The organism is Pseudomonas sp. TS_SC_3, assembly GCF_056156225.1.
The window spans coordinates 958,152-983,138 of the sequence record NZ_CM149586.1; the positions used below are offsets into that span (position 1 = coordinate 958,152).

Below are 24,987 nucleotides of genomic sequence, written 5' to 3' on the forward strand. Positions count from 1 at the left end.
GCCGAAGAAGCCGACCATTTGCAGAGCGAAGCGGCGCAACTCGGCGGTCTGAGCAGCACCCTGGCCGGGCGCGCCGAGCAGCAGCGGCAAGAGAACACCCAACTCGCGGCAGCGATTACCGAGATGTCGTCCAGTGCTCAGGAAGTGGCGCAGAACACCAACGACTGCGCCAATACCGCGCAGAGTTCGCTGGTGGTCGTGCAGCAGGGGCAGCAAAAGGTCGCGTCCAATAGCTCTGCCATCAAGGCGCTGTCGGCGGAAATGGCTGATGCGGCTTCGGTAATCACACGTCTGGAGAAGGACAGTCAGCAGGTTGGCGCGGTGCTGGATGTAATCAAAGCCATTTCCGAGCAAACCAACCTGCTCGCACTCAACGCCGCCATTGAGGCTGCGCGTGCGGGTGAGCAAGGTCGCGGGTTTGCCGTGGTCGCCGATGAAGTGCGTACCCTGGCGGGTAAAACGCAGGCCTCAGCTAATGAGATCGGTACCATGATCAGTGCGTTGCAGCAGGCTTCACGCCAGGCGGTGCAGGCGATGCAAGCCGGCGAGGCGCGTACCGAACACGCCGTTGTTGAAGCCGAGGGCGCAGCGTCGGCGCTCTCCAGCACGGTGCAGAGTTTCGATGACATCTCCCAGCGCGCCCAGCAGATCGCCGTGGCAGCGCAGCAGCAAAGCCATGTCACCCAAGAGATCAACGAGCTGGCGGTGCGTATCCACAGCATCAGTGAAGAGAATGCCCGTGATGCTCAGGCGCTGGATGAGGTCAGCAACGCCATGCAAGCGTTGTCATCACGCCTGACGGGGTTGAGCAGAGGCTAGTTATGTACGCGCGGGGCCTGGCGCTGCCGACAGGGTGGGCCAAGCTCCGCAGATGAAGGCGTCAGCCCAAGCCCCTTCTGGCTCTGATTGCCACAGGCGCTGTAGCAATCAGAGATTAGGCGAGTGGACAGGTCCCCAAAGGGTTGAGACGGTGTCGGTGTGTTCTGGCTATGTATTAATGCCTTTGTAGACGACTGGTCTAATTTATTGGTAGCCTGCGCCGATGAAGCAAGCCTACGACGATACACGCCAGCATTTACTCGACACCGGCCACCGGATAATGGCCGTGAAAGGCTTTACGGGTGTGGGCCTTAACGAGATTTTGCAAGCCGCAAGCGTGCCGAAAGGCTCGTTCTACCACTACTTCAAGTCCAAGGAGCAATTCGGGCAGTCCTTGCTTGAGGATTACTTCCGCCATTACTTAGCGCAGATGGATGAGCGTTTCGCCGCGACGGGTAATACCGGCCGTGAGCGGCTCATGGGCTATTGGCAACAGTGGCTGGATAGCTATTGCGAGCCTTGCGATGAGCAAAAGTGCCTGGTCGTGAAGTTGAGCGCAGAGGTGGCGGATCTTTCTGAGTCAATGCGTCTTACCCTGCGTGATGGTGCCGATCAAATTATCGAGCGCATCTTTGGCTGTATCGAGCAGGGGCAGGGCGATACTTCCTTGCCGCAGGGGGATGCCTACCGAACAGCCATGGCCCTTTACCAACTTTGGCTGGGTGCCAGCCTGCTGAGCAAGCTGCACCGCAATAGCCGGCCGCTGGAAAACGCCATGGCCACGACCTTGCTCATGCTGAGCGTTGACAACACCTGAAGACGACTCGCCCACCTGACGGTGGGCTCTATGACCGGTTTACATAGCTGGCTGATCTCATTGATCTTTACCGAAATAGCCACGTCTTTAGCACCGCCAGGAGTTTGCCCTCCGTTAACGCTAATCAATCGGCGCATTGCTCTGGCATCGCGCGAGCACGGGGCGCTCCTTGAAGCCCGTTCTTGTGGGGCAAGGCCCACGCTTCACTGCCTGTTAAGAGTCCCGATGGACACTGCGTTATGAGCGCTTGTCACGCTGCTTATTTCCTGTGCATTGACGGGGCACCGGGCTGCTGGGTTAAAGCAGGTTAATTAATGACTGCGTGAGGCGATTTCAGTAAGCGCCACGTGCCGTAAAACATGCACAAAGCGACAACCCCAGTTGTCGGCCACAACACTTTAGGCAGGGGAAATACCATGCAAACGTTAATCATCAACGGACAGTCGCAGCAGGTTGATGTTGCTGCGGATATGCCTCTGCTGTGGGTTCTGCGCGATGTGCTGGGCCTGACCGGAACCAAATATGGCTGTGGCATTGCCCAGTGCGGGGTTTGCACTGTGCATCTCGATGGCCAGCCGATCCGTTCGTGCGTGACGCCGGTTGCCGCTGTGGCCGGCCGCGCCATCACCACCATTGAAGCTATCGGTGAAACAGCCGTGGGCCAAGCCGTACAACAGGCCTGGCTGGCGCATGAGGTGGTGCAGTGTGGTTACTGTCAGTCAGGGCAGATCATGGCGGCCACGGCTCTGCTGCGAAGCCAGCCTGCGCCGGATGACCAAGCGATTGATGCGGCCATGGCGGGCAATCTCTGTCGCTGCGCCACCTACACCCGGATTCGTTCGGCCATTCACAGTGTTGGCCGTGTGGAGGAGGCGTGAGATGAAAAAGCCCAACGAAATGAATGTTGATATGTCTCGCCGCCGCCTCTTGCAAGGCAGTGGTATCGCCCTGGGTGGTTTGGTGTTGAGTGCCTGGTTACCGCCGCTGATGGCCAAGGGGGCCGCCGCTGAGGCTGCTGCCGCGGGCCGGTTGGGCGACCACTTTGCTGAAGGTTTTGGTGCCTTCGTGCGTGTCGGCCATGATGGTGTGGTCACGGTTATCTCGCCGAAAATTGAAATGGGCCAGGGTGTGCAGACAGGCATAGCCATGATGGTGGCGGAGGAGCTTGAGGTCAGCCTTGAGCAGGTGGTCATCCAAGAGGCACCACCCAACTCGGCGCTGTATACCGATACCCTGCTGCAATTTCAGGCCACCGGCGGCTCTACCTCGACTCGCTACACCTGGGAGCCGCTGCGCCGGGCGGGTGCTACGGCGCGCGTCCTGCTGATCCATGCGGCTGCTCTGCAATGGCGTGTCGCGCCTAGCCTGTGCCATGCGCATAACGGCTACGTTGTTGGCCCCAATGGCCTGCAAGCGCACTATGGCGATCTGGTTGACGCCGCCGCAGCGCTGCCACTGCCCAGTGACGTAGCGCTGAAAACGCCTGAGCAATTCAAGCTACTGGGCACTCCCGCGCAGCGCCTGGACACGCCGGCGAAGGTCAACGGCAAAGCGCGGTTTACGATCGACCTGCAAATCCCCGGCATGCTGGTGGCCTCCAGCATCACCTGCCCGGTGCACGGTGGGCGGCTGCGTACGCTTGATGACACTCAAGCGCGCCGCGTGCCTGGCGTGCGCGATATCGTGCGTCTGGACAATGCCGTTGCCGTCACCGCGAGTAATTTTTGGGCCTGCCAACAGGCGATCAAAGCGCTAAAAATCGAATGGGATCTCGGCCCGAATGCCGCGATCAGCTCCCAGCAGTTAGACCAGGAGCTGCTCGCAGCCAGCCGCCGCGATGGCGTAGTGGCTAAGCGTACGGGCGACATTGAGATAGCCACGCAGCAAGCGGTCAGTCAGTTCGAGGCCGTTTACGAGCAAGCGCTGTTGTCACATTCGCCGCTGGAGCCCATGACCTGTGTGGCTCACGTGCGCAAAGACGCCTGCGAGCTGTGGGTGGGCACCCAAGTCCCTGTTTTCGCCCAGCAGACGGCGGCCGCCATTACCGGCTTACCTGTCGAAAAAATTCAAGTGCATAACCAGCTGATCGGTGGCGCATTTGGCCGGCGTTTGGAGTTTGATTTCATCACCCAGGCAGTCGCTATCGCGCGTCAGGTTGATTACCCGATCAAGCTGATTTGGAGCCGTGAAGAGGACATGACCCACGACCTCTACCGGCCGTTGTATGCCGACCGCATGCAGGCTGCACTCGATGCGCAGGGGCGTCCGCTGGGTTGGGAGCACCGCATAGCCGGCGCTTCGATTCTCGCCCGCTATGTCGGCAGCCTGCCGGCGAACGGCGTAGATGCCGATGCTGTTGAAGTGGCGGTGGATCCCATCTACAGCTTGCCGCACTTGCAGGTTCGCTACATCCGGCAGGAGCCGAGCGTTGTGCCTGTGTCCTGGTGGCGAGGTGTGGGCCCCATGCGCGGCACTTATGCTCTGGAGTGTTTTATTGATGAACTGGCGCACAACGCCAAGGCCGACCCGGTGGCTTACCGTTTGGAGCTGATGGCGGACCAGCCCCGCGCTCAGGCCGTGCTGCGCTTGCTGGCCGAGAAAGCTGACTGGAACCAGCCTTTGCCAGCAGGGCAGGGCCGTGGTGTGGCGGTCAGTGCGGTGTTCGGCAGTTATGTGGCGACCCTGGTTGAGCTGGAGATGCAGGGCGACTTGGGTATGCGCATCAAGCGCCTGGTGAGTGTGGTGGATTGCGGTTTTGCGACCAACCCGACCTCGGTTAAGGCGCAGATCGAGGGCGGTACGCTGTTCGGCCTGTCTGCCTCGCTGTTCAACGAAATCCTGATTGAAAACGGCCAGGTGCAACAGACCAACTTCCACAACTACCGGCAGCTGCGCATCAGCGAAGCACCGGCGGTGGAGGTGCATCTGCTGCCTAGCCTGGAGGCGCCCGGTGGCGTCGGCGAAGCCGGTACCGCACTGATCGGTCCGGCTCTGGTTAATGCCCTGCACGCGGCATCCGGCCAGCGTATCCGTCGACTGCCGCTGAGCCGCTCCGGCTATTACCCGGTTTAAGGAGTTACTAATGACATTACTCAGAAGCCTACTGCTGCTCGCCAGCGGTGTTGTGCTGGGGCAATCGGTCTACGCGCAGGACGAGGTGCTGGCCAAGGGCGAATACCTGACGCGCGCCGCCAACTGTGTGGCCTGCCATACCGTGGCGGGCGGTGAACCCTTTGCTGGTGGCGTGGAGTTCAAATTGCCGTTCGGTTCTCTGTTTTCACCCAACATCACCCCGGACAGGCAAACCGGCATCGGTGCCTGGACGGATGACGAATTCGTCAGCGCGCTGCAGACCGGCGTGGGCCGTGATGGCAAGCATTACTACCCGGCGTTTCCCTACACCTCTTACAGCAAGATGTCGCGTGATGACCTTCTCGCCATCAAAGGCTATCTCGCCAGCCTAAAGCCTGTGGAGCAGGCGCCGCGCGAAAACCAGATCAGCTTCCCCTTCAACCAGCGCTGGGGCATGGTTTTCTGGAATTTTCTCTTCCTAAACGATGAGCCCCTTCAAGCGGACAGTCAGCACTCTGACGAATGGAATCGCGGTAAATACTTGGTCGAAGGACCAGGCCACTGCGGCGAATGCCATTCCCCGCGTAACCTGTTTCAGGCCGTCAGCAGCGACCGCTCGCTGGCCGGTAACCTGATCCAGGGCTGGAATGCCTACAACATTAGCGCCGATCCCGTGTATGGCGTGGGCGCCTGGCCTACGGACGTGCTGGCCAACTACTTGAAAGACGGTGCCGCGCCAGGTTTGGGCATGTCTGCCGGGCCTATGGCGGATGTGGTGGAGCACAGCTTGCGCCATCTGACCGACGCCGACCGCCACGCGATAGCCGTCTTCCTCAAAGACTCTCCGGCGCGCAGCGAAGGTGTGGCTCGGCCGCAGTTGGCAGCGTTGACAAAACAGGGCAGTAGCAATGCCCTCGGTCATAAGCTGTTCGCCGAAGCCTGTGCCAGTTGCCACCGCTGGGATGGCACTGGCAGCCAGAGTGCAACGGCCATGCTGCTGGGCTTGAAGACAGTCAACGACCCGGCGGCCAGTAACTTATTGGGCATTCTGCTGAGTGGTCATGGCGCGGCCGACACCGGGGTGGATCGGCGTATGCCGTCGTTCGCCACCATCTACACCGACCAGGAGTTGGCGGCGCTGAGTAGCTTTGTGCTGCAGCGCTTTGGCGACAGTGCTGCGCAGGTGTCGGCAGAGGCCGTCGCCAAGCGGCGGACCGAGTCCCTGCATTGAGTGGAGGTATGTCATGTCGGGCCTGAATGCACTGCTCGATGCGCTTCTTGTGGAGCGTGAGGCCGGCCGCGAAGCGGTGCTGGCGACTGTGGTAAAGGTCGAAGGCTCGGCCTACCGGCGGCCGGGCGCACGCATGCTGGTTTCGCGGTTTGGCCGGCCTGAGGGCACCATCAGTGGTGGCTGCCTGGAGGCGGAAGTGGCCAAAAAAGCCTGGTGGCTGACTGAAGCGGGGCCTGCGCTGCGCAGCTACAGCACCGCCGAAGCGGATGAAGCCAGCGAGGAAGCTCTGAGCTTTGGCCTGGGCTGTAACGGCACAGTTTTTGTGCTGTTCGAGCGCCTCCCCGCCAACGCGCCCTGCGCATTGGTCGATGCCTTGCTTGGCGTTCGCGACACCCAGCAACCGGCGGCCATCGCCACGGTGATTACCCGCCCGGCGGGTGCTTCGCCTTGCTTAGGTGAGCGCCTGTTTTTAGCGCCTGGGCAGTGCGCCACGGGTGAGCTGCTGCGCTCCCCGCTGGCTGAGCAAATCACTGCCGACCTGCAGCAAACCCTGGCCCGTGCAACGTCAGCGCGGTGCCTCTACCCCGATGGTAAAGATGCGGTGGAGGTGCTTCTGGAGTACCTGCCTCCGTTGCGACGCCTTGTGATATTCGGTGCGGGCCATGATGCTCAACCACTGGTGCGCATGGCCAAGTTGCTGGGCTGGCACGTGACGGTAATCGATGGACGGGCGCACTTCGCCCGAGCCGAGCGCTTTGCCGACGCTGATCAAGTGCTGGTCGGTGATGTTGAGCAGCCTTTCGCCTATCGCGATGTGGTGCGCGGCGCGGCGGTGGCGGTAATGACGCATAGCCTGGTGCAAGACGCACACTGGTTGCACGGCGTGTTGCACAGTGAACCCTGCTATGTCGGCCAGTTAGGGCCGCGCGAGCGCACCGAGCGCTTGTTAGCCGGCATCCACCAGCAGGTGGACAAACAACAGGGCGAGTTGCCGGGGCTGGCGCGCTTGCATTACCCGATTGGCCTGGACTTGGGAGGCGACACCCCGGAAAGCGTGGCCATGGCCATGCTGGCGGAAATTCAGGCAGTGCTTAACGGTCGCAGTGGCGGCAGCCTGCGGTTCAGGTCCGCGAGCATCCATGACAGTGCCCCTGTGCGGGTGGCTGAGCAGGGTGCGCCGGCTGTTACGGCAGAGTGTTCTCAGCTTCTAGCTGCGCCGCGTTGACGCGCTATCCACCGAGGGGCATATGCATGAGTGAATTTGTAAGCGTTGTGGCTGTACTGACTGCCAAAGAGGGCAAAGCATCAGAGGTCGAGCGAGTTCTGCGCGCGTGTGTGCAGCCCTCGCAAGCGGAGCATGGCTGTTTGTCTTACCGCCTGAATCGGTGCACGGAGCAGGCCGGCCGTTTTGTGTTTGTCGAGCGCTGGGCCAGTCACGAGGCGATAGCACTCCATCGGCAGATGCCGCATTACCAAGCAATGGCCAATGCGCTGGGCGATCTGTTGCTTGAGCGTCAGGTTTATGTGCTTGAAGCGCTGGCGGAAGACAGCGAACCCACTGCTGTTTCGCCTGCGGACATTGCCGGCTGAGGGTCGTTGAAGGGGCGCTGTTGACTTAAATGTCCCTATCGCCCTGCGTGCATCCAGCCGCTCACTGCGTAACGGGGCGGAGGTCCGCCGGCCTGTCGACGTCTTGCAAAATGCCGTTGTCATCGAGCGCCACTTCAATCACCTGTTGCGGGTAGGCGCTGATCAAACCCTTGGCGCCACGCTCTCCCTGCAGTTGCATCAGCTCGGGCCAGAAGCGCCGACCAAACAGCACCGGGTGTCCGCGCTGGCCGTCGCAGTAAGCGACAACGATACGGTCCGCATGGGCATGTGCGCGCAGTTGGCGCAGCGTTGCACCAGAAATCCAGGGCATATCCCCGAGCAGCACTGCCACTGCACTGGCCTGGCTATTGGCAAGGCTGCTGATGCCTGCCGCTAAACTTGAGCCCATACCCTGGTGGGCATGCGCCGCACGAACAACCTGAATGCCAGGCGGAATGGCCAGGGCATGCGCATCATCCTCAGTCTTTAACACCACGCGCACATCGGCGAAGGCTTCCTGCGCCCGCAGCAATGTCGCCAGCAGCAGGTTGTTACCGTCTGCTAGTTGGGCAAGGCGTTTGTCGCTGCCAAAGCGCTGGCCATTGCCGGCTGCGAGCACCAGGCCAACACACTCGGAGTTGGCGTAGGGGACTGTCATTAGGAAATATCCTTCATGCTTTGCGGGGCTGTTTATCTTCAGCCCGCCGCTGTGCGGGGAAAGAATTGAAGGTGGGCAATGCTGAGGCCATAAAGCGACTGGGTAAAGGCACTTTCACCCAGTCGCGTCAGGTTCAATTGTCAGCACCCTTGCCCAGGCGGTTATTGCTCGAAGCGCGCCAAACGCCGGCGTAAGTGGCTGTTTTCGGCGCGCAGCTGTTCCAGCTCATCGAGCAGTTGCAGTGCAAGAGCAACGCCTGCCCATTCGATCTGCAGTTCGGCTTGCAGGCGAAACGCACGTTTGACGATGGCCAGGGCGTTGGCATCGAACAGCCACTGCTCAGGAGAGCTGCCGCGTGGCTCGATGATGCCGTGGTCGACAATTTCCAGCAAAACGGTTTGCGGCAGTTCGGCGTATTGGCAGAACTCGTGAATGTTTAGTTGCATGATCAGGCTACTCATCACTGACTCCACTGCGCGCGCGGGTTGAAAGCGGCTTGTTCGGCCAGTTGCGCCCACAGTGGGCGCGTGGCGTCATCGGTCTGGGCGGGAATGACGATTTTGAATAGCGCATACAGGTCACCTGGCTCACCAAGTTTATTAACCAGCCCCTTACCCTTGATCCGCAGCCGTTGCCCGCTTTGTGTGTTGGCAGGGATGCGCAGGTTTATTTTGCCGGTCAGCGTAGGCACTGTGATTTGCCCGCCCAGTGCGGCCTCCCAGGGTGCTAGCGGCACCGTGAGGATGAGGTTGTGTCCTTCAACATCGAACAGCGGGTGTGGCACCAGTTGAATAATCAAATACAGGTCACCGTTCGCACCACCACCCACTCCAGGCCCCCCCTGGCCTTTTATGCGGATACGTTCGCCATTGCTTACGCCGCGGGGGATTTTCACATTTAAGGTCTTGTTGATGGCCGGTAATGGCTGGCCTTCGGCGCTGTATTGCGCAAGCTGAAAAGCGATTTGTTTACTTTCCTCGGCCAGGGTTTCCTCTAGTAACAGCGGCAGCGCCATTTCCACATCCTGGCCGCGCCGTGAACTGCTGCGACCTGCGTTTTGATGACGGCCCGCGCCACCAAACAGCGACTCAAAGAAGTCAGAGAACTCGCTTTGGCTGTTTATGTCATCAGTGAAGCCCGCGCCGCTTCGTGGTTGCCAGCCGGGTGGCGGCTCAAAGGGTTGGCCTTGATTCCCGTATTGGCGCAGTGCGTCGTACTCAGCACGCTTCTCGGCGTTTTTCAGCACCTCATAGGCTTCGGCGACTTCTTTGAATTTGTTTTCCGCGTCTTTTTCCTGGCTGACGTCGGGATGGTATTTGCGTGCTAGTTTGCGATAAGCCGTTTTCACGGCTTTATCATCGGCTCCTGGCTCAAGCCCGAGCACCTTGTAGTAATCCTTGAAGTCCATCGAGCCACCCTGGTTCGTCTGCTGACTAATTTCCCACCCCTGTTGACGCATGCCGGAGGCAAGCGTCTTGCCAGTGATCAGGATAGTTGCATATCGCTCAATTGCTGACGGTGGCGATTCTCTACACGCTGCTGGGGTATCCAGCGGCAAATGGCTGGGATGGGTTGGGTCATCGGCACTTCATCGTTATGCTCTGCGCCACAAACAAGTCAGTGGGTGAGTGATGTTTCAGTCTGTGCGCGTAGTAAAGCTTCTGCCGGTTGCCCTGTTTATTTTGCTTACTGGCTGCGCTGGTGGGCCGCAGCTGCTGCCTGAGACCAAGCGCCTGCCCGAGCGGGTTGAGCTGGCGGATGTGCCGTTCTTTCAGCTCAGTGATGCGCAGGGCGGGCCTTCGGCGTTGGCGGCGCTGCTTAATCATCATGGGGTGATCAGTAGCCCAGGCCTGGTGGATGAGCGCATACAGCAGCTGGCTAAAGGGCAGGATGTACAAGCAGGGCTCGAGGTGGTGGCGCGATCGTATGAGCTGTTGGTCTATCCCTTAGCCGGCAATCTAGATGCGCTGATGCAACAGGTGTCGGCAGGGCACCCGGTGCTGGTGATGCAAGATCGTCTGTTCGGCGGGCCAGGGTCGCAGTTTGCACTGCTGGTGGGCTATGACCAGCGCGAGCGCACGCTGGTGTTGCGTTCGGGTAATACCCGGCGTTGGTACACCAGCTTCGCTAGTTTTGACGATGCATGGGAAGAGGCGGGGCGTTGGGCGGTATTGGTCACGCCTACCCATCAATTGCCGGCGCAACCGAGCAAAGACGTATGGTTGAAAGCTGCCCGTGATTTGCAACAACAAGGCCGAGCCGAGGCTGCGCAGCGCGCGTTACGAACAGCGCAACAAAGGTGGCCGGATGCGCAGCTGTAAACGCGTTAAAAGCTAGAACGCAAAACGGCACCCTTGAGGTGCCGTTTCTGTCTGCGCCGCTTTAGATGCCCAGCTTGTCGCGCAGGGTGTAGTACCAGGCGCCCAGTGCGCTGAACGGCACTTGGAACAGACGGCCGCCCGGGAAGGGGTAGTGCGGCAAATCAGCGAATGCATCGAAGCGCTCGGCCTGACCGCGCAGTGCCTCAGCCAGAACCTTGCCAGCCAGGTGGGTGTAGGTCACGCCGTGACCGCTGCAGCCTTGCGAGTAGTAGATGTTGTCGCCCAGGCGACCCACTTGCGGCAGTCGCGACAAGGTCAGCAGGAAGTTACCGGTCCAGGCGAAATCGATTTTGACATCCTTCAGCTGCGGGAAGGCTTTGAGCATTTTCGGGCGGATAATTGCCTCGATATTGGCGGGGTCGCGCGCACCGTACACCACGCCACCACCAAAAATCAGGCGGTTATCACCGCTGAGACGGTAGTAATCCAGCAGGTAGTTACAGTCTTCTACGCAGTAGTCTTGCGGCAGCAGGCTTTTCGCCAGTTCGGCAGACAATGGCTCGGTGGTGATGACCTGAGTGCCGCACGGCATCGATTTGGCCGACAGTTCCGGAATCAGGTTGCCCAGGTAAGCGTTGCCGGCGACGACCACGAACTTGGCTTTGATCCGACCGTTAGGCGTGTGCACCACCGGGTTGGCGCCGCGCTCGATGCGGATGGCAGGTGACTGTTCGTAAATAACGCCGCCTAGGGACTCAACCGCAGCGGCTTCGCCCAGTGCCAGGTTGAGTGGGTGGATATGACCGCCACTCATATCGAGCATGCCACCGGCGTAAATGTCGGTGCCGACCACTTCACGGATGCGCTTGGCATCCATGAGTTCCAGCTGGGTATGGCCGTAGCGCTCCCACAGCTTTTTTTGCGACTCGAGGTGTTTCATGTGCTTGGGCGTGTTGGCGGCGAATACCCCACCGTCCTTAAGGTCGCAGTCAATGTTGTACTTGGCGATGCGCTCACGAATGATCCGGCCGCCCTCAAAGGCCATATCGCCGAGTAGCTGAGCTTGCTTCGGTGCAACGCTGCGCTCAATCACATCGATATCACGGCTGTAACTATTAACAATCTGCCCGCCATTACGACCGGACGCGCCAAAGCCAACTTTAGCCGCTTCAACGATGCTCACCTTAAAGCCGCTTTCCAGTAGGGCGATGGCCGTCGACAAGCCGGTGTAGCCAGCGCCGACGATGCACACGTCAGTTTCAACTTCACCATTTAGCTCCGGGCGCGCCGGAACAGGATTGGCGGAGGCCGCGTAATAGGATTGTGGATAAGCTGTGTGCGCCATATTGCAACCTCTGTTCTTTATTTTTTACGAATGAGCGGATGCTACCTGAGTTAAAAATGCCCGGCTAGTAGCCTGTGTGAAATATAAAACGCGTTGTAGAACAGTAAATAATTCAATTATTCAGGCAGTTAGCGGAAAAATAGGTTGACAGTTTTTTCCGTGGCCGTAGAATGCGCACCCATCGTAGGCACGTAGCTCAGTTGGTTAGAGCACCACCTTGACATGGTGGGGGTCGTTGGTTCGAGTCCAATCGTGCCTACCAGATTTGGTAGGAAAAAGGGTCGCTTAGGCGGCCCTTTTTTATTGGGTTCTTGTCAGTAAGCCTGGCTTTCTGCAAGCATCCCTGCGGTTCGTAGCTGTTTAAACCTCCAGTGACTGCGGTTCGGTTTTGGTTTGGCTCACAGGCTTCTGCTTCTGTATGGCAGGTTTACCGCCGAATCGCTTACTGGCTCATCCCAACCCATGTGGCCTTTGGTAGAGGTCACCACTAGGAGAGGAGGCGCCATGCCCATCATTACTCTTCCCGACGGCAGTCAGCGTTCGTTCGATCACCCGGTATCCGTACTTGAGGTGGCGCAATCTATTGGTGCTGGTCTAGCAAAAGCCACGGTGGCCGGTAAGGTCAATGGCAAGTTGGTTGATGCTTGTGACCTGATCGATAGCGACGCAACCCTGCAGATCATTACGCCGAAAGACCAAGAAGGTCTCGAGATCATTCGCCACTCCTGTGCGCACTTGATTGGTCATGCGGTCAAGCAGCTGTTTCCGTCCGCGAAAATGGTGATTGGTCCAGTCATTGATGACGGTTTTTACTATGACATCGCGTCTGAGCGCCCCTTTACTTTAGATGATGTGGCCGCCATCGAGCAGCGCATGCAGCAGCTGATCGAGAAGGATTACGACGTCATCAAGAAAGTGACGCCGCGCGCTGAGGTGATTGAGGTGTTCGCTGCGCGTGGTGAGGAATACAAGCTGCGTCTGGTTGAAGACATGCCAGATGAACAGGCTATGGGCCTGTACTACCACGAAGAATACGTTGACATGTGCCGTGGTCCGCACGTGCCGAACACGCGTTTTCTCAAAGCCTTCAAATTGACCAAGCTGTCCGGTGCCTACTGGCGCGGCGATGCCAAGAACGAGCAATTGCAGCGCGTCTATGGCACGGCTTGGGCTGACAAGAAGCAGCTGGCGGCTTATATCCAGCGTATCGAGGAGGCCGAGAAGCGCGATCATCGCAAGATCGGCAAGCGCCTTGATCTATTCCATACTCAGGAAGAAGCGCCGGGTATGGTGTTCTGGCACCCGAATGGCTGGACCATTTATCAGGTGCTTGAGCAGTACATGCGTGGTGTGCAGCGCGAGAATGGTTACCAAGAGATTAAGACCCCGCAAATCGTTGATCGCGTGCTGTGGGAGAAGTCTGGGCACTGGGGTAACTACGCCGACAACATGTTCACCACGGAGTCAGAGAGTCGCGACTACGCCATCAAACCGATGAACTGTCCGTGTCACGTGCAGGTTTTCAATCAAGGGCTTAAGAGCTATCGCGAGCTGCCGCTGCGTTTGGCTGAGTTTGGCTCGTGCCATCGCAATGAGGCCTCGGGCGCCTTGCACGGCATCATGCGCGTGCGCGGCTTCACTCAGGATGATGCGCACATCTTCTGTACTGAAGAGCAGGTTAAGAAAGAAGCGGCTGATTTCATCAAGCTGACCTTGCAGGTTTACGCTGATTTCGGTTTTAGCGACGTCAAGATGAAGCTCTCCACGCGCCCAGCCAAGCGTGTAGGTGATGATGCGTTCTGGGATCGTGCTGAAGAGGCGCTGGCCAATGCGCTGAATGAAGCGGGCTTGCCTTGGGAGTATCTGCCAGGTGAGGGTGCGTTCTATGGCCCGAAGATCGAGTTCACGCTGCTCGACTGTCTTGGTCGTGCTTGGCAGTGCGGTACGCTGCAGTACGATCCGAATATGCCGCAGCGTCTGGAAGCGAGCTACGTTTCTGAAGACAACAGCCGCAAGGTGCCGGTCATGTTGCACCGGGCGATTCTCGGTTCGTTCGAGCGTTTCATCGGTATTTTGATCGAACACTACGAAGGTGCTTTCCCTGCCTGGCTGGCTCCGACCCAGACCGTCGTGATGAATATCACTGACAAACAGGCCGATTTTGCCCTCGAAGTGGAAAAAACGCTCAATCAAAGCGGTTTTCGTGCCAAGTCTGACTTGAGGAACGAGAAGATAGGCTTTAAAATCCGTGAGCATACTTTGCTCAAGGTTCCTTATCTCTTGGTTATCGGAGATCGGGAAGTTGAGACGAAAACTGTCGCCGTGCGTACTCGTGAAGGTGCTGATCTGGGCTCAATGCCCGTCACTCAATTCGCTGAATTCCTTGCGCAGGCGGTTTCCCGGCGTGGTCGCCAAGATTTGGAGTAATCATTATTAAGCGTGAAATGAGACAAGATAAACGAGCTGCACCGAAGGCCCCGATCAACGAGAATATCTCGGCACGCGAGGTTCGGTTAATTGGCGCTGAGGGTGAGCAGCTTGGGATTGTGTCAATTGAAGACGCGCTTCTTAAGGCCGAAGAGGCCAAGCTGGATCTGGTAGAGATTTCTGCCGATGCAGTGCCCCCTGTTTGCAAGCTGATGGACTACGGCAAATCGATCTTCGAAAAGAAGAAGCAGATTGCTGCTGCAAAGAAAAACCAGAAGCAGATTCAGGTTAAAGAAATCAAGTTTCGTCCAGGGACGGAGGAAGGGGATTACCAGGTAAAACTACGCAACCTGGTACGTTTCCTTAGTGATGGGGACAGGGCCAAGGTATCGCTTCGATTCCGCGGCCGTGAGATGGCGCATCAGGAGCTGGGCATGGAGTTGTTGAAGCGGGTTGAAGGTGACCTTGCTGAATACGGCACCGTTGAACAGCATCCAAAGATGGAAGGACGCCAGCTGATAATGGTCATCGCCCCCAAAAAGAAGAAGTAACCACCAGGGCACGGCAGGCCTTGCGGTTATGTTTATCAACTGAATGCGGAGTATCCGAACATGCCAAAGATGAAAACTAAGAGTGGTGCAGCCAAGCGTTTTCTCAAAACCGCTAACGGCTTCAAGCACAAGCACGCTTTCAAGAGCCACATCCTGACCAAGATGTCCACTAAGCGTAAGCGTCAACTGCGCGGTAGCACCATGGTGCATCCGTCTGACGTAGCAAAAGTGGCGCGCATGCTGCGCGTTCGTTAATCGGTCAAGATAGAGGAAATTACTCATGGCTCGTGTTAAGCGCGGCGTTATCGCTCGCAAGCGTCACAAAAAAATTCTGAAACTCGCTAAAGGCTACTACGGCGCACGCTCGCGCGTGTTCCGCGTTGCCAAGCAAGCGGTGATCAAGGCAGGCCAGTACGCCTACCGCGACCGTCGCCAGAAAAAACGTCAGTTCCGCGCTCTGTGGATCGCTCGTATCAACGCTGGTGCTCGTGTTAACGGTCTGTCCTACAGCCGTTTCATTGCCGGCCTGAAAAAAGCGTCCATCGAGATCGACCGTAAGGTTCTGGCTGATCTGGCAGTGAACGAAAAAGCGGCGTTTGCTGCGATTGTCGAGAAAGCGAAAGCCGTACTGGCTTAAGTCCCCGACAATCACCGGGCTCGCCCGGTGCTAAACGTCACCAATAGGGGAAGAGCCTTCAAGCTCTTCCCCTATTTCGTATCTGGAGTCTGTAAATGGAAAATCTGGATGTGCTGGTCTCGCAAGCGCTTGAGGCCGTTAGCCACACCGACGATGTGAATGCCCTGGAACAACTGCGGGTTCACTATCTGGGCAAGAAAGGCGAATTGACTCAGGTGATGAAGACCCTGGGCAATCTGTCGGCAGAAGAGCGCCCGCAAGCCGGTGCGTTGATCAATGCCGCCAAGGATCAGGTTCAGGATGCGCTGAACAGCCGTAAGGCAACTCTGGAACAAGCCGCGCTGAGCGCCAAGCTCGCCGCCGAAAAAATCGACGTAACCCTACCAGGCCGTGGTCAGACTTCTGGTGGTCTGCATCCAGTCACCCGGACCCTGGAGCGCGTTGAGCAGTTTTTCACCCGTATTGGCTACGGCATTGCCGAAGGCCCGGAAGTGGAAAACGACTATCACAACTTTGAAGCACTCAATATCCCAGGCCATCATCCAGCCCGGGCGATGCATGACACCTTTTATTTCAACGCGAACATGTTGCTACGCACCCACACCTCTCCGGTTCAGGTGCGCACCATGGAATCGCAGCAGCCGCCGATCCGCATCGTTTGTCCCGGCCGCGTTTATCGCTGCGACTCCGATATCACTCACTCGCCGATGTTCCACCAGGTCGAAGGCCTGCTGGTCGATGAGGGTGTGAGTTTTGCTGACCTCAAAGGCACCATCGAAGAGTTCCTTCGTGTGTTCTTCGAAAAGCCGCTGGGTGTGCGTTTCCGGCCTTCGTTCTTCCCCTTCACCGAGCCATCGGCCGAAGTCGATATGCAGTGCGTGATGTGCAGCGGCAAAGGCTGCCGCGTGTGCAAGCAGACCGGCTGGCTGGAAGTCATGGGCTGCGGCATGGTGCACCCGAATGTGCTGCGCATGTCTGGCATCGATCCGGAAAAATACTCCGGCTTCGCCTTCGGTATGGGTGTTGAGCGTCTGGCCATGCTGCGTTACGGCGTCAACGATTTACGGCTGTTCTTCGATAACGACCTGCGGTTCCTGGCGCAATTTCGCTAGCGCCCTCGCATTCCGTAATCGAATTGGTTCAGGAGAACAGACAGTATGAAATTCAGTGAACAATGGCTGCGTAGTTGGGTAAGCCCGCAGGTTTCCCGCGACGATCTGGTTGCCCGCCTGTCCATGGCCGGCCTTGAAGTCGACAGCGTATCGCTGGCTGCCGGTGTATTCAGCGGTGTGGTGGTGGGTGAGGTGCTGAGCACCGAGCAGCACCCCGATGCGGACAAGCTGCGCGTGTGCCAGGTCAGCAATGGTGCGGAAACTTTTCAGGTAGTGTGCGGCGCGCCCAATGTGCGCCCCGGCTTGAAAATTCCTTTCGCCATGATCGGCGCTGAACTGCCCGGCGACTTCAAAATCAAGAAAGCCAAGCTGCGCGGCGTTGAGTCCAACGGCATGCTTTGCTCGGCCTCTGAGCTGCAGATCAGCGAAGAAAATGACGGTCTGATGGAACTGCCGGCTGATGCGCCGGTGGGCCAGGATATTCGTGTCTACCTGGATCTGGATGACGCCAGCATCGAGGTGGATCTGACCCCGAACCGTGGTGACTGCCTGTCGTTGGCTGGTCTGGCGCGTGAAGTCGGTGCTTTGTACGCCTCGCCTGTCGTCCGCCCGGTAGTTGCTGCAGTTGCGCCGAGCCATGATGAAGTACGCCCAGTTGAAATTCTGGCTACGCAAGCCTGCCCGCGTTACCTCGGTCGAGTTGTGCGCAATGTCGATTTGTCCAAGCCCACGCCGTTGTGGATGGTTGAGCGCCTGCGTCGCGCCGATGTGCGCAGTATCGATGCAGCGGTCGACATCACCAACTACGTGATGCTTGAACTGGGTCAGCCACTGCATGCGTTTGATCTTGCCGAGATCAATGGCGGCATCCGTGTGCGTATGGCCGAGGAGGGCGAGAAGCTTGTCCTGCTTGATGGTCAGGAAGTCAGCCTGCGTAGCGATACGCTGGTGATTGCTGATCACAGCCGCGCCCTGGCAATTGCCGGCGTGATGGGCGGCGAGCACAGCGGCGTCAACGAAAAGACCCGCGATCTGTTCCTTGAAAGTGCGTTCTTCGACACCATTGCCATCGCTGGCAAAGCTCGCTCCTACGGTTTGCACACGGATGCGTCGCACCGCTTCGAACGTGGCGTGGACTGGCAGCTGGCGCGCGAGGCGATGGAGCGGGCGACTGCGCTGTTGCTGGAAATCGTCGGTGGCGAAGCCGGGCCGATTATCGAGGTCGTCAATCAGGAGCACTTGCCGAGCGTTGCGCCGGTCACGCTGCGCGCTGAGCGCATCGAGCAGATGCTCGGCCTGAAGATGGATGATGCCGAAATTGTCCGTTTGCTGGCGGCTTTGGGCTTGGACATTAGTGCCGATGGCGAAGGGCAGTGGAAGGTGGGTGTGCCAAGCCACCGCTTCGATATCAGCCTGGAAGTTGACCTGATCGAAGAGCTTGCCCGTTTGTATGGTTACAACCGCTTGCCAGTACGTTACCCGCAAGCGCGTTTGGCTCCGCAAGCCAAGGCAGAGGCAGCTGTCGAACTGCCTGCGTTGCGCCGTTTGCTGGTTGCCCGTGGTTATCAGGAAGCGATTACCTACAGCTTTATCGATCCCAAGTTGTTCGAGCTGTTCAATCCAGGCGTTGAGCCGCTGATGCTGGCGAACCCTATTTCCGCAGATATGGCGGCGATGCGTTCTTCCTTGTGGCCCGGTCTGATTAAGGCGCTTGAGCACAACCTGAATCGTCAGCAGCCGCGTGTGCGTCTGTTCGAAAGCGGCTTGCGCTTTGTTGGTCAGCTTGAAGGCTTGAAACAAGAGCCGATGCTGGCTGGCGTGATTTGTGGTGGGCGCTTGCCAGAAGGTTGGGCGCACGGTCGTGATGATGTCGACTTCTATGATGTGAAAGCCGATGTTGAAGCATTGCTGGCCAGCGCAGGTGCGGGCGATAGTTTTGCATTTGTGCCGGGTGAGCATTCGGCGCTGCATCCGGGGCAAACGGCGCGCATTGAGCGTGAAGGGCGTGTCGTCGGTTTCCTCGGCGCTATTCATCCCGAGTTGTCGAAGGCACTGGGGCTGGATCAAGCCGTCTTTATGTTTGAGCTGGTGCTGGGTGAGATCACTCAGGGCGTTATGCCGAAGTTCCAGGAGCTGTCTAAGTTCCCTGAGGTGCGACGTGACCTGGCTTTGCTGGTCGATCGTGATGTGCCGGCGCAGGATTTGCTCGGTGCGATCCGTGAAGCTGCAGGCGAGTGGCTGACTGACCTCAAGCTATTTGACGTGTATCACGGTAAAGGCATTGATCCTCATAGAAAAAGCCTTGCTGTTGGCTTGACCTGGCAGCATCCATCGCGCACTCTTAATGACGATGAGGTGAGTACCACAACGCAAAATATTCTCACCTCCCTGGAAAAAAGGTTCAACGCCACGTTAAGGAAGTAGCGTATGGGGGCTCTGACGAAAGCTGAGATGGCGGAACGTCTGTATGAAGAGCTGGGCCTGAATAAACGGGAAGCCAAGGAGTTGGTGGAGCTGTTTTTTGAAGAGATCCGCCAAGCGCTGGAACTCAACGAACAGGTCAAGCTCTCGGGGTTCGGCAACTTTGATCTGCGCGATAAGCGTCAGCGCCCCGGTCGCAATCCAAAAACAGGAGAGGAAATTCCGATCACGGCTCGCCGTGTGGTGACTTTCCGTCCGGGCCAAAAACTTAAATCCAGGGTCGAGGCGTATGCTGGAACCAAGTCATAACGACGAACTACCCGTCATACCCGGTAAGCGCTACTTCACCATTGGTGAGGTTAGTGAGCTCTGCGCTGTTAAACCGCATGTGTTGCGTTATTGGGAGCAGGAGTTCCCACAACTCAACCCGGTTAAGCGGCGGGGTAATCGCCGCTATTATCAGCGCCAAGATGTACTAATGATTCGGCAAATCCGTGCGCTTTTATACGATCAGGGCTTTACCATCGGTGGCGCGCGTCAGCGTCTGTCCGGTGATGAAGCCAAAGATGACAATACGCAGTACAAGCAGCTCATCAAGCAAATGATTGCCGAGCTTGAAGATGTGCTTCTAGTGCTTCGTAAGTAAGCAGGTAAAAGTAAAAAAACTTCCACAAATCAGCGGTTTATTGTAAGGTACCTCCCGCTTGCAGTAACTTGTAAGCATCGTCGGGGCGTAGCGCAGCCCGGTAGCGCACTTGCATGGGGTGCAAGGGGTCGAGTGTTCGAATCACTCCGTCCCGACCAAAAAACCCTAAGCGGCTCAAGCACTTACGTGCTTGGGCCGTTTTATTTTGTGGGCCGTGCGCAAAACTGGCGCAAAATGCGCGCAAAACTAACCGGCGATTTCGCTGATATCTAGGTCGGGTATAGCTTCAGACCAGATGATTTCGGCGTGATCGCGCTGATAGTTTTTCGTCATGTCCTCGCTGGCATGGCCTGCGATTTTCTGACCGTCCTTTCCGGCTTTCTTGTACAGGTGCAGTGATAGCGCCCGCACTTCGTGGAAGCCCGGCTGCTCTTCATCCTTCCAGCTGGCATAGCACCCGGCTGCATCCCTCGCATCCTTGAATGCCCTGGTCAAAAACCTTTCCTCGATCTTCGTCCAGTGCGCTTTCTGTTCGGCCTGCTTTTGCCGTTTGCGCTCAGGCCGCCGGTGGATCAGGTAGGGCGACAGGATGTTGTCGCGACACCGATCAATTACCGCCTGCAGCTCTGGCGTTACCTTGAATCGTATCCAGGCCGTGTCAGTGGCCTTTGCCGTCTTCTGCTGGATCACGTACAGGTGGCCATCGCGCACGTCTTCAAACTTCATCGACAGAATGTCGGTGCGCCGCTGGGCAGTGATCAGCGCCAGATCAATGGCATTCTGGAGCCAGTCGGGCGACCGGGCGCGAATAGCACGGATGCCGTCGACGGTGTGCCGCTTGCGCTGTTTCTTCTCGATGCGGGCGATGGTGCACGCTGCTGGGTTGTCGACGCACAAACCCTTAGCCGCGGCGTGGTTGAATATGTCTATCAGGTAGGCCCTGGCCTGATTAGCAACCCGAGCAGTCAGACTGTCGAGCAGCTCGGCCACCATGCGAATGGTGATTTCATCGATTCCTTTGCCTTCGAAAGCCTTGCGAAGGCGCCGGAAGTGCACCGCGTACAGGTCAAGCGTGCCCTTTGCCAGCTCGCGCTGCGGCAGAACCTGGGTTTCGTAGTGGTCGAGGAAGGTATTGAACAGGTCGGAATGCTTGCCCATCACCGCCGACACCAGGTCACCGCCCTGCAGGAACTCAATGTTCAGCTGCTTGGCGGCGTCAATGGCCTTTATACGGTCGGTTCCGAACTGGAACCACTTGCCATCGGTCGGCCGGCGATAACGGTAGGTGCCTCGCCTGGCGTCGTAATACAGGTTTGGCGGCAAACCCTTGTTCGCCTTATTGCGAGGCCGTGGAACCATCACGCAGCTCCTTTCAGCACCATGGCAACAAGGTCGTTGCCGTTCGATTTGTTGAATGCAGTCCAGTCGATATACCACAGCTTTCCGATTTGCTCGCCGGGTAGATCGCCGTTGCGGATCTGGTTGCGGATGGCCTGTGAGCACATCGGCGTGCCGTTTTCACCCCAGCGCCGGCGGCGGAACTCGCTGATCTTGATCAGTTCGCGCTTCATAGAAAACTCTCTACCCCCATTCCGGGGAGTGTGGAAAAGGTTAGCGGTGGCGAATATCGCCAGACATTGTTTTGACTGAGCCGCGTATTGCCCCACAGGTAACGTCTCCGCTCATGGTTCCTACGTCGCCGGTCACGTCGCCGCACTGAACATCGCCGCTCATCGTCTTAACGCGCCCAGCGCTGCCCGCGACCTCGATGCGACCGGAGCCGCTTTCTACCGACTCAGCATTGCCGTTGACGGTTACGCTGACCGGCCCGACCAGTTCGCCAGGCTGTTCAACGCCATCGACCACCACCTTGTTGCTGACAATGCTCACGCTGCGCCCGCTGAATGTTTTGCCGTCAATGGTCACGCTTGAGCCGCTGGTTTTGATTTGCACAGGAATACCTCTCCACCGGCATGGCCGGCACAGTTGTTTGATAAGAATTGGTTACTTGGTGGTGCGGCTGCGCTTAGCTTTCACAAGCGACTTGCTTGTCATCGCCACGCCGCTGGCAACGTCTTCGGGCAGAATTGCCGTCATGCAGTGTGGGCAGAGTGGTGCCATTTTCTGGCTTCGCCATGCTTGATCCATAACCTTGGCTGCACGGCTGATAATTCTGAAAGTGGCTGCTTGCTCAACTTCTTTACGTTGTCGTTCCAAGCTGGCCACGCCATTGGCAAAAACATCGACCAGGTATTCAAACGCATCGAAAGCCTCAACCTCAGCCTCGCAATCGCTACACCAGACGCGCCGCTCCTTGTTGTCGTAGACCAGCTTGCGGTGGCGACAGGACGAAACGGGCCGGCGTGTCATTCCGCGAGCAACCCGTAAGTCTTCTATCTGCACGACCTTGGTGCCGTAGAGATAGTCTTGCGGTTCAATTGGCGCGCTCACGGCTTCACCTCCAGCAGTGCGCGGAGTTCGGCTAGCCCCTGGCATATCCGTAGCTCAACACTTTCTGGCACGCTTTTAGGCCAGCCGTTCGGCACTCGCCAGCTCTGCTCGATCAAACGCAGCAACTCCACCGGCACAACGCGGCTGTCTGCTGGTGTGTTTTTCGCGTGAGCGTATAGCGGGATGTAATCGCAGATATGCCCAGTGCCTTTGTACTTGACTGGGTGCCAGTGCTCGCCCGTTTCACGATCTACCGGGATGAACGCAACCGCCTCGCCCCCTTGGCTGGGCTGCTGGGCGCGGGCATATCGCACGCCTTGGCGAAATGCGTCAGAAAGCTGGCTTGGCGTACCAATATCCAGGCCGTGGGCGCGCAGGCCAGCTTCTTCAATCGGCGTAAGTGGTATTTTGTGCATGCTCATCGTCAGCTACTCCTTATCTGCGAGCCATGCGTCACGCTGCGCATTAATCTCAACCATGATCTGATCGCGAGTCTTTAGCGAGCCATCCGCGCACTTGTTGAACGGGTTGATTGTTTGCCAGAACTTGCGGGTTTTCTGGCGCTTCTTGCCGGCTTCGTCCGTCCAGCGTTTTGTTGCGGTCACTGCAACTTGATCGAATGTTGTGCGCATCGTTAGCTACTCCGCTGCTGGTTGGTGGTGGCGATTAGGGCGTGAGAAGGGCGCAGCCCATGCATTGGGTCGAATCCATGGCGAAGCTCTGCCGACTTCCTGACTGCCACAGCGTCAAGCAGGCTGCTGTATTGGCCCAGGTAATACTTCTTCTTGTCGGCCGCTATCTGAACCTGCCATTTCGAAGTGCCGTTTACCCAGCAAACACCAACCACGCCTGATTTATTGGCGATTGAAATTCCAGAGTTTTTGGCGTTTTCTACCCTGTTCGAAAGCCGAAGGTTGGATATGGAGTTGTTCTTGCGGTCGCCATCAATGTGATCAATCGGATGTTCTGGCCACTCGCCATAGTGAAGAAACCAGCAAAGGCGATGCGCAAGGATCGTTTTCTCCATGCACATGATGCTTAGGTATCCATGGCTGTTTGTTTTGCCTACAGGGCTGCTGGCAGATTTCCCGCCAGCCCTTCTTGTGCGCCGGATAACGCCAGTGTCTGCGTCGTAGGCGAACAGGTCTTTGATCAACTCATTCAGATTGTTGTCCATGTTATTCGCCGCCCTGACTGCCTGCTGATGGGGTGGCGGGCAGCGGCATCCAGTGGGTTACATCGCGCTCTTGAGATTGCTGGTCATACCAGGCGACACCAGTGGTTGTTCTAGCAAGAAGGGCGATAATTACCTTCCCTGAGCGAGTGCGGCAGAGAACGTCATTGGTGTGGCAGCCATAAGCATGTGTCTCGTCAGGCAACCGCTCGCTGACCGGAACCCACGCACGCACCTGCTCACTATGGTTAGCGGATAGGGCGGAGCGTAGGTATTCTTCCAAATCCAGCTCCACGCGGCAGTGCGGGCAGTTACCATCCGCATCTGCGCGCTCATCGAGCGAGACGGATAATTTGCAGGACCAGCAGTTAATCGAGGTGTCACTAACTTTGGTTCCCGCCTGCTGCTCATCGCCAGCACTGGCAGGCTGGCGGAGGCGAGCGAACGCAGCGCGTATCAATCGCGCACACTCTCCGCGCCCGAGAGGCGGGCTGATGTTCTGCATTTCCACCATTGCCGCGTCTACCGCAGCAGTAAGACTTGCTTGACTCAGAAAAACCCCGCTCGGCTGGGCTTTCAGTTCAGCCAGCTCCTGCATGCAAACCTTGCAGATTTTCGGGCCGCCGCAGCGCGCTTTGTCGCCGTTTGCGTTAGGCGTTACGTGGCCGTGGCCTTTGGGTTTATCACTCACGTCAATTTCTCCCACACTTGGTTGTTGTTAGTGAGGTGCTCTGGGTTGATAGGTGTGCAGCGCAGGCACTGGCATTCGGCTGCAGGCAGGCGCTGGGTGCGGCAGTAGGTGGGGCGGCTCATGCTGTTTTCTTCAGCTCCGGCTCAATGAGGTCGTATTGCTGAATGCCCCAGCTCAGTGCGTAGCAACACCAAAGGAAAGTGTTGGTGTACTTGGTGAAGGTGTAATCAAACAGGTCTTCAAACTGGAACTCATGGCCGCCGATTTCGGTGTGGAACTCATTGGCTCGGTCGAAGTTTCCGCGCTCGTCCTCGTCGATGTAGTCCAGAATTTCGTCCTGAACCGTTGCGCGCAGCTCGGCGCGCTGCTCACGATTAAGTCCGCTATGGCGCATCCAGCCGACTAAGAACTCCTTAATGACGCGCTCAAACTTGAGCGGATCAAACTCAGTTGCCGAGCCGTTCCGCCGCCCGCCGTCGACGGCAAGCAATTTCTCTGACCAGTAGCCAGGGTTAATGCGTAGCTCGCCTAGCTCATGCCGATCTGTTCGGAAAAACTCAAACATATCGGCCAGGCGGCTAAACACGAATGTGCCCATATCGCCCGTATAGCAAAGCGCGCCTGGCCAAGTGATCAAGTCGAAGTAATAGGCGCTTGAGCCTGGACGCTTGAAGCGGAGGTGACGGTAAAGGCCGTCATCGCGCAGGACGCTAAGCTGGTGGTCTTTTACATCCCGCAGGAAGTTTTCAATCTGCATGGTTATCCCTCGCCAGTGGCGTGATTCGATTAGGTGGATTGACGCGCCAGGCGTCGTGATAGCAGTGGAAAAAGCCCAAGAGGATTGGTTGTGAGGCGGTCGGCACCCTAGGTGCGCATAGCGGGGCAGGTGCGCCCCAAGCTAGGTGCGTAACCACTACCGGAGCTCTACCGCATGAAACGACTCACTGATGCGATAAATCTGATAGCCGCGCTGATCCGCCTGGCCGAATTGATCATCCGTACTGGCTGGTTGTGATCTGCTTGA

The 24,987-nt window shown here is 57.8% G+C and carries 29 protein-coding genes, 2 tRNA genes and 1 pseudogene; 18 read left to right on the forward strand and 14 right to left on the reverse strand.

The window, feature by feature from the left end:
* Positions 1-291 precede the first annotated feature (291 nt).
* From AC0J6G_RS04675 to AC0J6G_RS04705, 7 genes and pseudogenes are all read left to right on the forward strand, one after another.
* Positions 292-819: pseudogene (locus AC0J6G_RS04675) on the forward strand (methyl-accepting chemotaxis protein); the annotation flags it as partial.
* 223 nt (positions 820-1,042) lie between these two features.
* A complete protein-coding gene (locus AC0J6G_RS04680) occupies positions 1,043-1,636 on the forward strand; it encodes a TetR/AcrR family transcriptional regulator (protein WP_475251742.1) in 594 nt (197 codons plus the stop codon).
* Between the two features lie 416 nt (positions 1,637-2,052).
* On the forward strand, positions 2,053-2,514 hold the full coding sequence (locus tag AC0J6G_RS04685) for a (2Fe-2S)-binding protein (RefSeq protein ID WP_475251744.1): 462 nt from the start codon (positions 2,053-2,055) through the stop codon (positions 2,512-2,514).
* A gap of 1 nt (position 2,515) precedes the next feature.
* Entirely contained in the window at positions 2,516-4,708 is a 2,193-nt protein-coding gene (locus AC0J6G_RS04690) for a xanthine dehydrogenase family protein molybdopterin-binding subunit (protein ID WP_475251746.1), read from the forward strand.
* Positions 4,709-4,718: 10 nt separating this feature from the next.
* Positions 4,719-5,939 carry a cytochrome c gene (locus AC0J6G_RS04695; RefSeq protein WP_475251748.1) on the forward strand — a complete coding sequence of 407 codons (1,221 nt, stop codon included), beginning with the start codon at positions 4,719-4,721 and terminating at the stop codon, positions 5,937-5,939.
* A 13-nt stretch (positions 5,940-5,952) separates the two neighbouring features.
* Entirely contained in the window at positions 5,953-7,164 is a 1,212-nt protein-coding gene (locus AC0J6G_RS04700) for an XdhC family protein (RefSeq protein ID WP_475251750.1), read from the forward strand.
* Positions 7,165-7,190: 26 nt separating this feature from the next.
* Positions 7,191-7,529 carry a putative quinol monooxygenase gene (locus AC0J6G_RS04705; RefSeq protein ID WP_475251752.1) on the forward strand — a complete coding sequence of 113 codons (339 nt, stop codon included), beginning with the start codon at positions 7,191-7,193 and terminating at the stop codon, positions 7,527-7,529.
* 61 nt (positions 7,530-7,590) lie between these two features.
* Here AC0J6G_RS04705 and AC0J6G_RS04710 read toward each other — a convergent pair whose 3' ends face one another.
* From AC0J6G_RS04710 to cbpA, 3 genes are all read right to left on the reverse strand, one after another.
* The gene (locus AC0J6G_RS04710) at positions 7,591-8,187 is read right to left on the reverse strand and encodes a nucleotidyltransferase family protein (RefSeq protein WP_475251754.1); all 597 of its coding nucleotides are present in this window, start codon (positions 8,185-8,187) and stop codon (positions 7,591-7,593) included.
* A gap of 161 nt (positions 8,188-8,348) precedes the next feature.
* Complete coding sequence (locus AC0J6G_RS04715) at positions 8,349-8,648, reverse strand: chaperone modulator CbpM (protein ID WP_475251756.1); 300 nt, start codon at positions 8,646-8,648, stop codon at positions 8,349-8,351.
* On the reverse strand, positions 8,648-9,595 hold the full coding sequence (gene cbpA, locus AC0J6G_RS04720) for a curved DNA-binding protein (protein WP_475253596.1): 948 nt from the start codon (positions 9,593-9,595) through the stop codon (positions 8,648-8,650). Before cbpA ends, AC0J6G_RS04715 begins: the two co-directional genes overlap by 1 nt.
* A gap of 223 nt (positions 9,596-9,818) precedes the next feature.
* Between cbpA and AC0J6G_RS04725 the strand changes: the two genes are divergently transcribed.
* On the forward strand, positions 9,819-10,508 hold the full coding sequence (locus AC0J6G_RS04725) for a PA2778 family cysteine peptidase (RefSeq protein ID WP_475251758.1): 690 nt from the start codon (positions 9,819-9,821) through the stop codon (positions 10,506-10,508).
* A gap of 61 nt (positions 10,509-10,569) precedes the next feature.
* Here the strand turns inward: AC0J6G_RS04725 and AC0J6G_RS04730 are convergent, their stop codons facing one another.
* The gene (locus tag AC0J6G_RS04730) at positions 10,570-11,853 is read right to left on the reverse strand and encodes an NAD(P)/FAD-dependent oxidoreductase (protein ID WP_475251760.1); all 1,284 of its coding nucleotides are present in this window, start codon (positions 11,851-11,853) and stop codon (positions 10,570-10,572) included.
* 185 nt (positions 11,854-12,038) lie between these two features.
* On the opposite strand from AC0J6G_RS04730, the gene AC0J6G_RS04735 reads away from it, so the two are divergent.
* The 10 genes from AC0J6G_RS04735 to AC0J6G_RS04780 all read left to right on the forward strand — a co-directional run bounded on the left by AC0J6G_RS04735 (position 12,039) and on the right by AC0J6G_RS04780 (position 19,805).
* A tRNA-Val gene (locus AC0J6G_RS04735) sits at positions 12,039-12,115 on the forward strand.
* Positions 12,116-12,357: 242 nt separating this feature from the next.
* The gene (thrS, locus tag AC0J6G_RS04740; RefSeq protein ID WP_475251762.1) at positions 12,358-14,280 is read left to right on the forward strand and encodes a threonine--tRNA ligase; all 1,923 of its coding nucleotides are present in this window, start codon (positions 12,358-12,360) and stop codon (positions 14,278-14,280) included.
* Positions 14,280-14,831, forward strand: coding sequence for a translation initiation factor IF-3 (infC, locus tag AC0J6G_RS04745; RefSeq protein ID WP_169852835.1), 552 nt, complete (start codon positions 14,280-14,282; stop codon positions 14,829-14,831). The genes thrS and infC overlap by 1 nt, the downstream gene beginning before the upstream one ends.
* A 60-nt stretch (positions 14,832-14,891) precedes the next feature.
* Positions 14,892-15,086, forward strand: coding sequence for a 50S ribosomal protein L35 (gene rpmI / locus AC0J6G_RS04750; protein ID WP_079202156.1), 195 nt, complete (start codon positions 14,892-14,894; stop codon positions 15,084-15,086).
* 25 nt (positions 15,087-15,111) lie between these two features.
* Positions 15,112-15,468: a 50S ribosomal protein L20 gene (gene rplT / locus AC0J6G_RS04755; RefSeq protein ID WP_040069108.1), complete on the forward strand. Its 357-nt coding sequence runs from the start codon at positions 15,112-15,114 to the stop codon at positions 15,466-15,468.
* 95 nt (positions 15,469-15,563) lie between these two features.
* Complete coding sequence (gene pheS, locus AC0J6G_RS04760) at positions 15,564-16,580, forward strand: phenylalanine--tRNA ligase subunit alpha (RefSeq protein WP_090256188.1); 1,017 nt, start codon at positions 15,564-15,566, stop codon at positions 16,578-16,580.
* A 45-nt stretch (positions 16,581-16,625) separates the two neighbouring features.
* Entirely contained in the window at positions 16,626-19,004 is a 2,379-nt protein-coding gene (pheT, locus tag AC0J6G_RS04765; RefSeq protein ID WP_475251765.1) for a phenylalanine--tRNA ligase subunit beta, read from the forward strand.
* 3 nt (positions 19,005-19,007) lie between these two features.
* A complete protein-coding gene (gene ihfA / locus AC0J6G_RS04770; RefSeq protein ID WP_475251767.1) occupies positions 19,008-19,310 on the forward strand; it encodes an integration host factor subunit alpha in 303 nt (100 codons plus the stop codon).
* Positions 19,291-19,647 carry a MerR family transcriptional regulator gene (locus AC0J6G_RS04775; protein ID WP_475251769.1) on the forward strand — a complete coding sequence of 119 codons (357 nt, stop codon included), beginning with the start codon at positions 19,291-19,293 and terminating at the stop codon, positions 19,645-19,647. Before ihfA ends, AC0J6G_RS04775 begins: the two co-directional genes overlap by 20 nt.
* Positions 19,648-19,728: 81 nt before the next feature.
* Positions 19,729-19,805: transfer RNA gene (locus AC0J6G_RS04780), tRNA-Pro, on the forward strand.
* A gap of 88 nt (positions 19,806-19,893) precedes the next feature.
* Here AC0J6G_RS04780 and AC0J6G_RS04785 read toward each other — a convergent pair.
* The 10 genes from AC0J6G_RS04785 to AC0J6G_RS04830 are packed head-to-tail and all read right to left on the reverse strand — an operon-like array spanning position 19,894 to position 24,720.
* Positions 19,894-21,006: a phage integrase Arm DNA-binding domain-containing protein gene (locus tag AC0J6G_RS04785; protein WP_475251771.1), complete on the reverse strand. Its 1,113-nt coding sequence runs from the start codon at positions 21,004-21,006 to the stop codon at positions 19,894-19,896.
* A complete protein-coding gene (locus tag AC0J6G_RS04790) occupies positions 21,006-21,218 on the reverse strand; it encodes a hypothetical protein (protein WP_475251773.1) in 213 nt (70 codons plus the stop codon). The genes AC0J6G_RS04785 and AC0J6G_RS04790 overlap by 1 nt, the downstream gene beginning before the upstream one ends.
* A gap of 40 nt (positions 21,219-21,258) precedes the next feature.
* Positions 21,259-21,600: a DUF4097 family beta strand repeat-containing protein gene (locus tag AC0J6G_RS04795; RefSeq protein ID WP_475251775.1), complete on the reverse strand. Its 342-nt coding sequence runs from the start codon at positions 21,598-21,600 to the stop codon at positions 21,259-21,261.
* 51 nt (positions 21,601-21,651) lie between these two features.
* The gene (locus AC0J6G_RS04800; protein WP_475251777.1) at positions 21,652-22,098 is read right to left on the reverse strand and encodes a hypothetical protein; all 447 of its coding nucleotides are present in this window, start codon (positions 22,096-22,098) and stop codon (positions 21,652-21,654) included.
* Positions 22,095-22,520, reverse strand: coding sequence for a hypothetical protein (locus AC0J6G_RS04805; RefSeq protein WP_475251779.1), 426 nt, complete (start codon positions 22,518-22,520; stop codon positions 22,095-22,097). The genes AC0J6G_RS04800 and AC0J6G_RS04805 overlap by 4 nt, the downstream gene beginning before the upstream one ends.
* 6 nt (positions 22,521-22,526) lie before the next feature.
* Positions 22,527-22,730, reverse strand: coding sequence for a hypothetical protein (locus AC0J6G_RS04810; protein WP_475251781.1), 204 nt, complete (start codon positions 22,728-22,730; stop codon positions 22,527-22,529).
* 2 nt (positions 22,731-22,732) lie between these two features.
* Positions 22,733-23,275: an HNH endonuclease gene (locus AC0J6G_RS04815; protein WP_475251783.1), complete on the reverse strand. Its 543-nt coding sequence runs from the start codon at positions 23,273-23,275 to the stop codon at positions 22,733-22,735.
* Between the two features lies 1 nt (position 23,276).
* Entirely contained in the window at positions 23,277-23,963 is a 687-nt protein-coding gene (locus tag AC0J6G_RS04820; protein WP_475251785.1) for a DUF551 domain-containing protein, read from the reverse strand.
* A complete protein-coding gene (locus tag AC0J6G_RS04825) occupies positions 23,960-24,085 on the reverse strand; it encodes a hypothetical protein (protein ID WP_475251787.1) in 126 nt (41 codons plus the stop codon). Before AC0J6G_RS04825 ends, AC0J6G_RS04820 begins: the two co-directional genes overlap by 4 nt.
* The gene (locus tag AC0J6G_RS04830; protein ID WP_475251789.1) at positions 24,082-24,720 is read right to left on the reverse strand and encodes a hypothetical protein; all 639 of its coding nucleotides are present in this window, start codon (positions 24,718-24,720) and stop codon (positions 24,082-24,084) included. The genes AC0J6G_RS04825 and AC0J6G_RS04830 overlap by 4 nt, the downstream gene beginning before the upstream one ends.
* Between the last annotated feature and the right edge of the window lie 267 nt (positions 24,721-24,987).

Coding starts and splice junctions, on each gene's coding strand:
- AC0J6G_RS04680 (WP_475251742.1), top strand. CDS start 1,043: ATGAAGCAAGCCTACGACGATACACGCCAGCATTTACTCGACACCGGC.
- AC0J6G_RS04685 (WP_475251744.1), top strand. CDS start 2,053: ATGCAAACGTTAATCATCAACGGACAGTCGCAGCAGGTTGATGTTGCT.
- AC0J6G_RS04690 (WP_475251746.1), top strand. CDS start 2,516: ATGAAAAAGCCCAACGAAATGAATGTTGATATGTCTCGCCGCCGCCTC.
- AC0J6G_RS04695 (WP_475251748.1), top strand. CDS start 4,719: ATGACATTACTCAGAAGCCTACTGCTGCTCGCCAGCGGTGTTGTGCTG.
- AC0J6G_RS04700 (WP_475251750.1), top strand. CDS start 5,953: ATGTCGGGCCTGAATGCACTGCTCGATGCGCTTCTTGTGGAGCGTGAG.
- AC0J6G_RS04705 (WP_475251752.1), top strand. CDS start 7,191: ATGAGTGAATTTGTAAGCGTTGTGGCTGTACTGACTGCCAAAGAGGGC.
- AC0J6G_RS04710 (WP_475251754.1), bottom strand. CDS start 8,187: ATGACAGTCCCCTACGCCAACTCCGAGTGTGTTGGCCTGGTGCTCGCA.
- AC0J6G_RS04715 (WP_475251756.1), bottom strand. CDS start 8,648: ATGAGTAGCCTGATCATGCAACTAAACATTCACGAGTTCTGCCAATAC.
- cbpA (WP_475253596.1), bottom strand. CDS start 9,595: ATGGACTTCAAGGATTACTACAAGGTGCTCGGGCTTGAGCCAGGAGCC.
- AC0J6G_RS04725 (WP_475251758.1), top strand. CDS start 9,819: ATGTTTCAGTCTGTGCGCGTAGTAAAGCTTCTGCCGGTTGCCCTGTTT.
- AC0J6G_RS04730 (WP_475251760.1), bottom strand. CDS start 11,853: ATGGCGCACACAGCTTATCCACAATCCTATTACGCGGCCTCCGCCAAT.
- thrS (WP_475251762.1), top strand. CDS start 12,358: ATGCCCATCATTACTCTTCCCGACGGCAGTCAGCGTTCGTTCGATCAC.
- rpmI (WP_079202156.1), top strand. CDS start 14,892: ATGCCAAAGATGAAAACTAAGAGTGGTGCAGCCAAGCGTTTTCTCAAA.
- rplT (WP_040069108.1), top strand. CDS start 15,112: ATGGCTCGTGTTAAGCGCGGCGTTATCGCTCGCAAGCGTCACAAAAAA.
- pheS (WP_090256188.1), top strand. CDS start 15,564: ATGGAAAATCTGGATGTGCTGGTCTCGCAAGCGCTTGAGGCCGTTAGC.
- pheT (WP_475251765.1), top strand. CDS start 16,626: ATGAAATTCAGTGAACAATGGCTGCGTAGTTGGGTAAGCCCGCAGGTT.
- ihfA (WP_475251767.1), top strand. CDS start 19,008: ATGGGGGCTCTGACGAAAGCTGAGATGGCGGAACGTCTGTATGAAGAG.
- AC0J6G_RS04775 (WP_475251769.1), top strand. CDS start 19,291: ATGCTGGAACCAAGTCATAACGACGAACTACCCGTCATACCCGGTAAG.
- AC0J6G_RS04785 (WP_475251771.1), bottom strand. CDS start 21,006: ATGGTTCCACGGCCTCGCAATAAGGCGAACAAGGGTTTGCCGCCAAAC.
- AC0J6G_RS04790 (WP_475251773.1), bottom strand. CDS start 21,218: ATGAAGCGCGAACTGATCAAGATCAGCGAGTTCCGCCGCCGGCGCTGG.
- AC0J6G_RS04805 (WP_475251779.1), bottom strand. CDS start 22,520: ATGAGCATGCACAAAATACCACTTACGCCGATTGAAGAAGCTGGCCTG.
- AC0J6G_RS04810 (WP_475251781.1), bottom strand. CDS start 22,730: ATGCGCACAACATTCGATCAAGTTGCAGTGACCGCAACAAAACGCTGG.
- AC0J6G_RS04815 (WP_475251783.1), bottom strand. CDS start 23,275: ATGGACAACAATCTGAATGAGTTGATCAAAGACCTGTTCGCCTACGAC.
- AC0J6G_RS04825 (WP_475251787.1), bottom strand. CDS start 24,085: ATGAGCCGCCCCACCTACTGCCGCACCCAGCGCCTGCCTGCAGCCGAA.
- AC0J6G_RS04830 (WP_475251789.1), bottom strand. CDS start 24,720: ATGCAGATTGAAAACTTCCTGCGGGATGTAAAAGACCACCAGCTTAGC.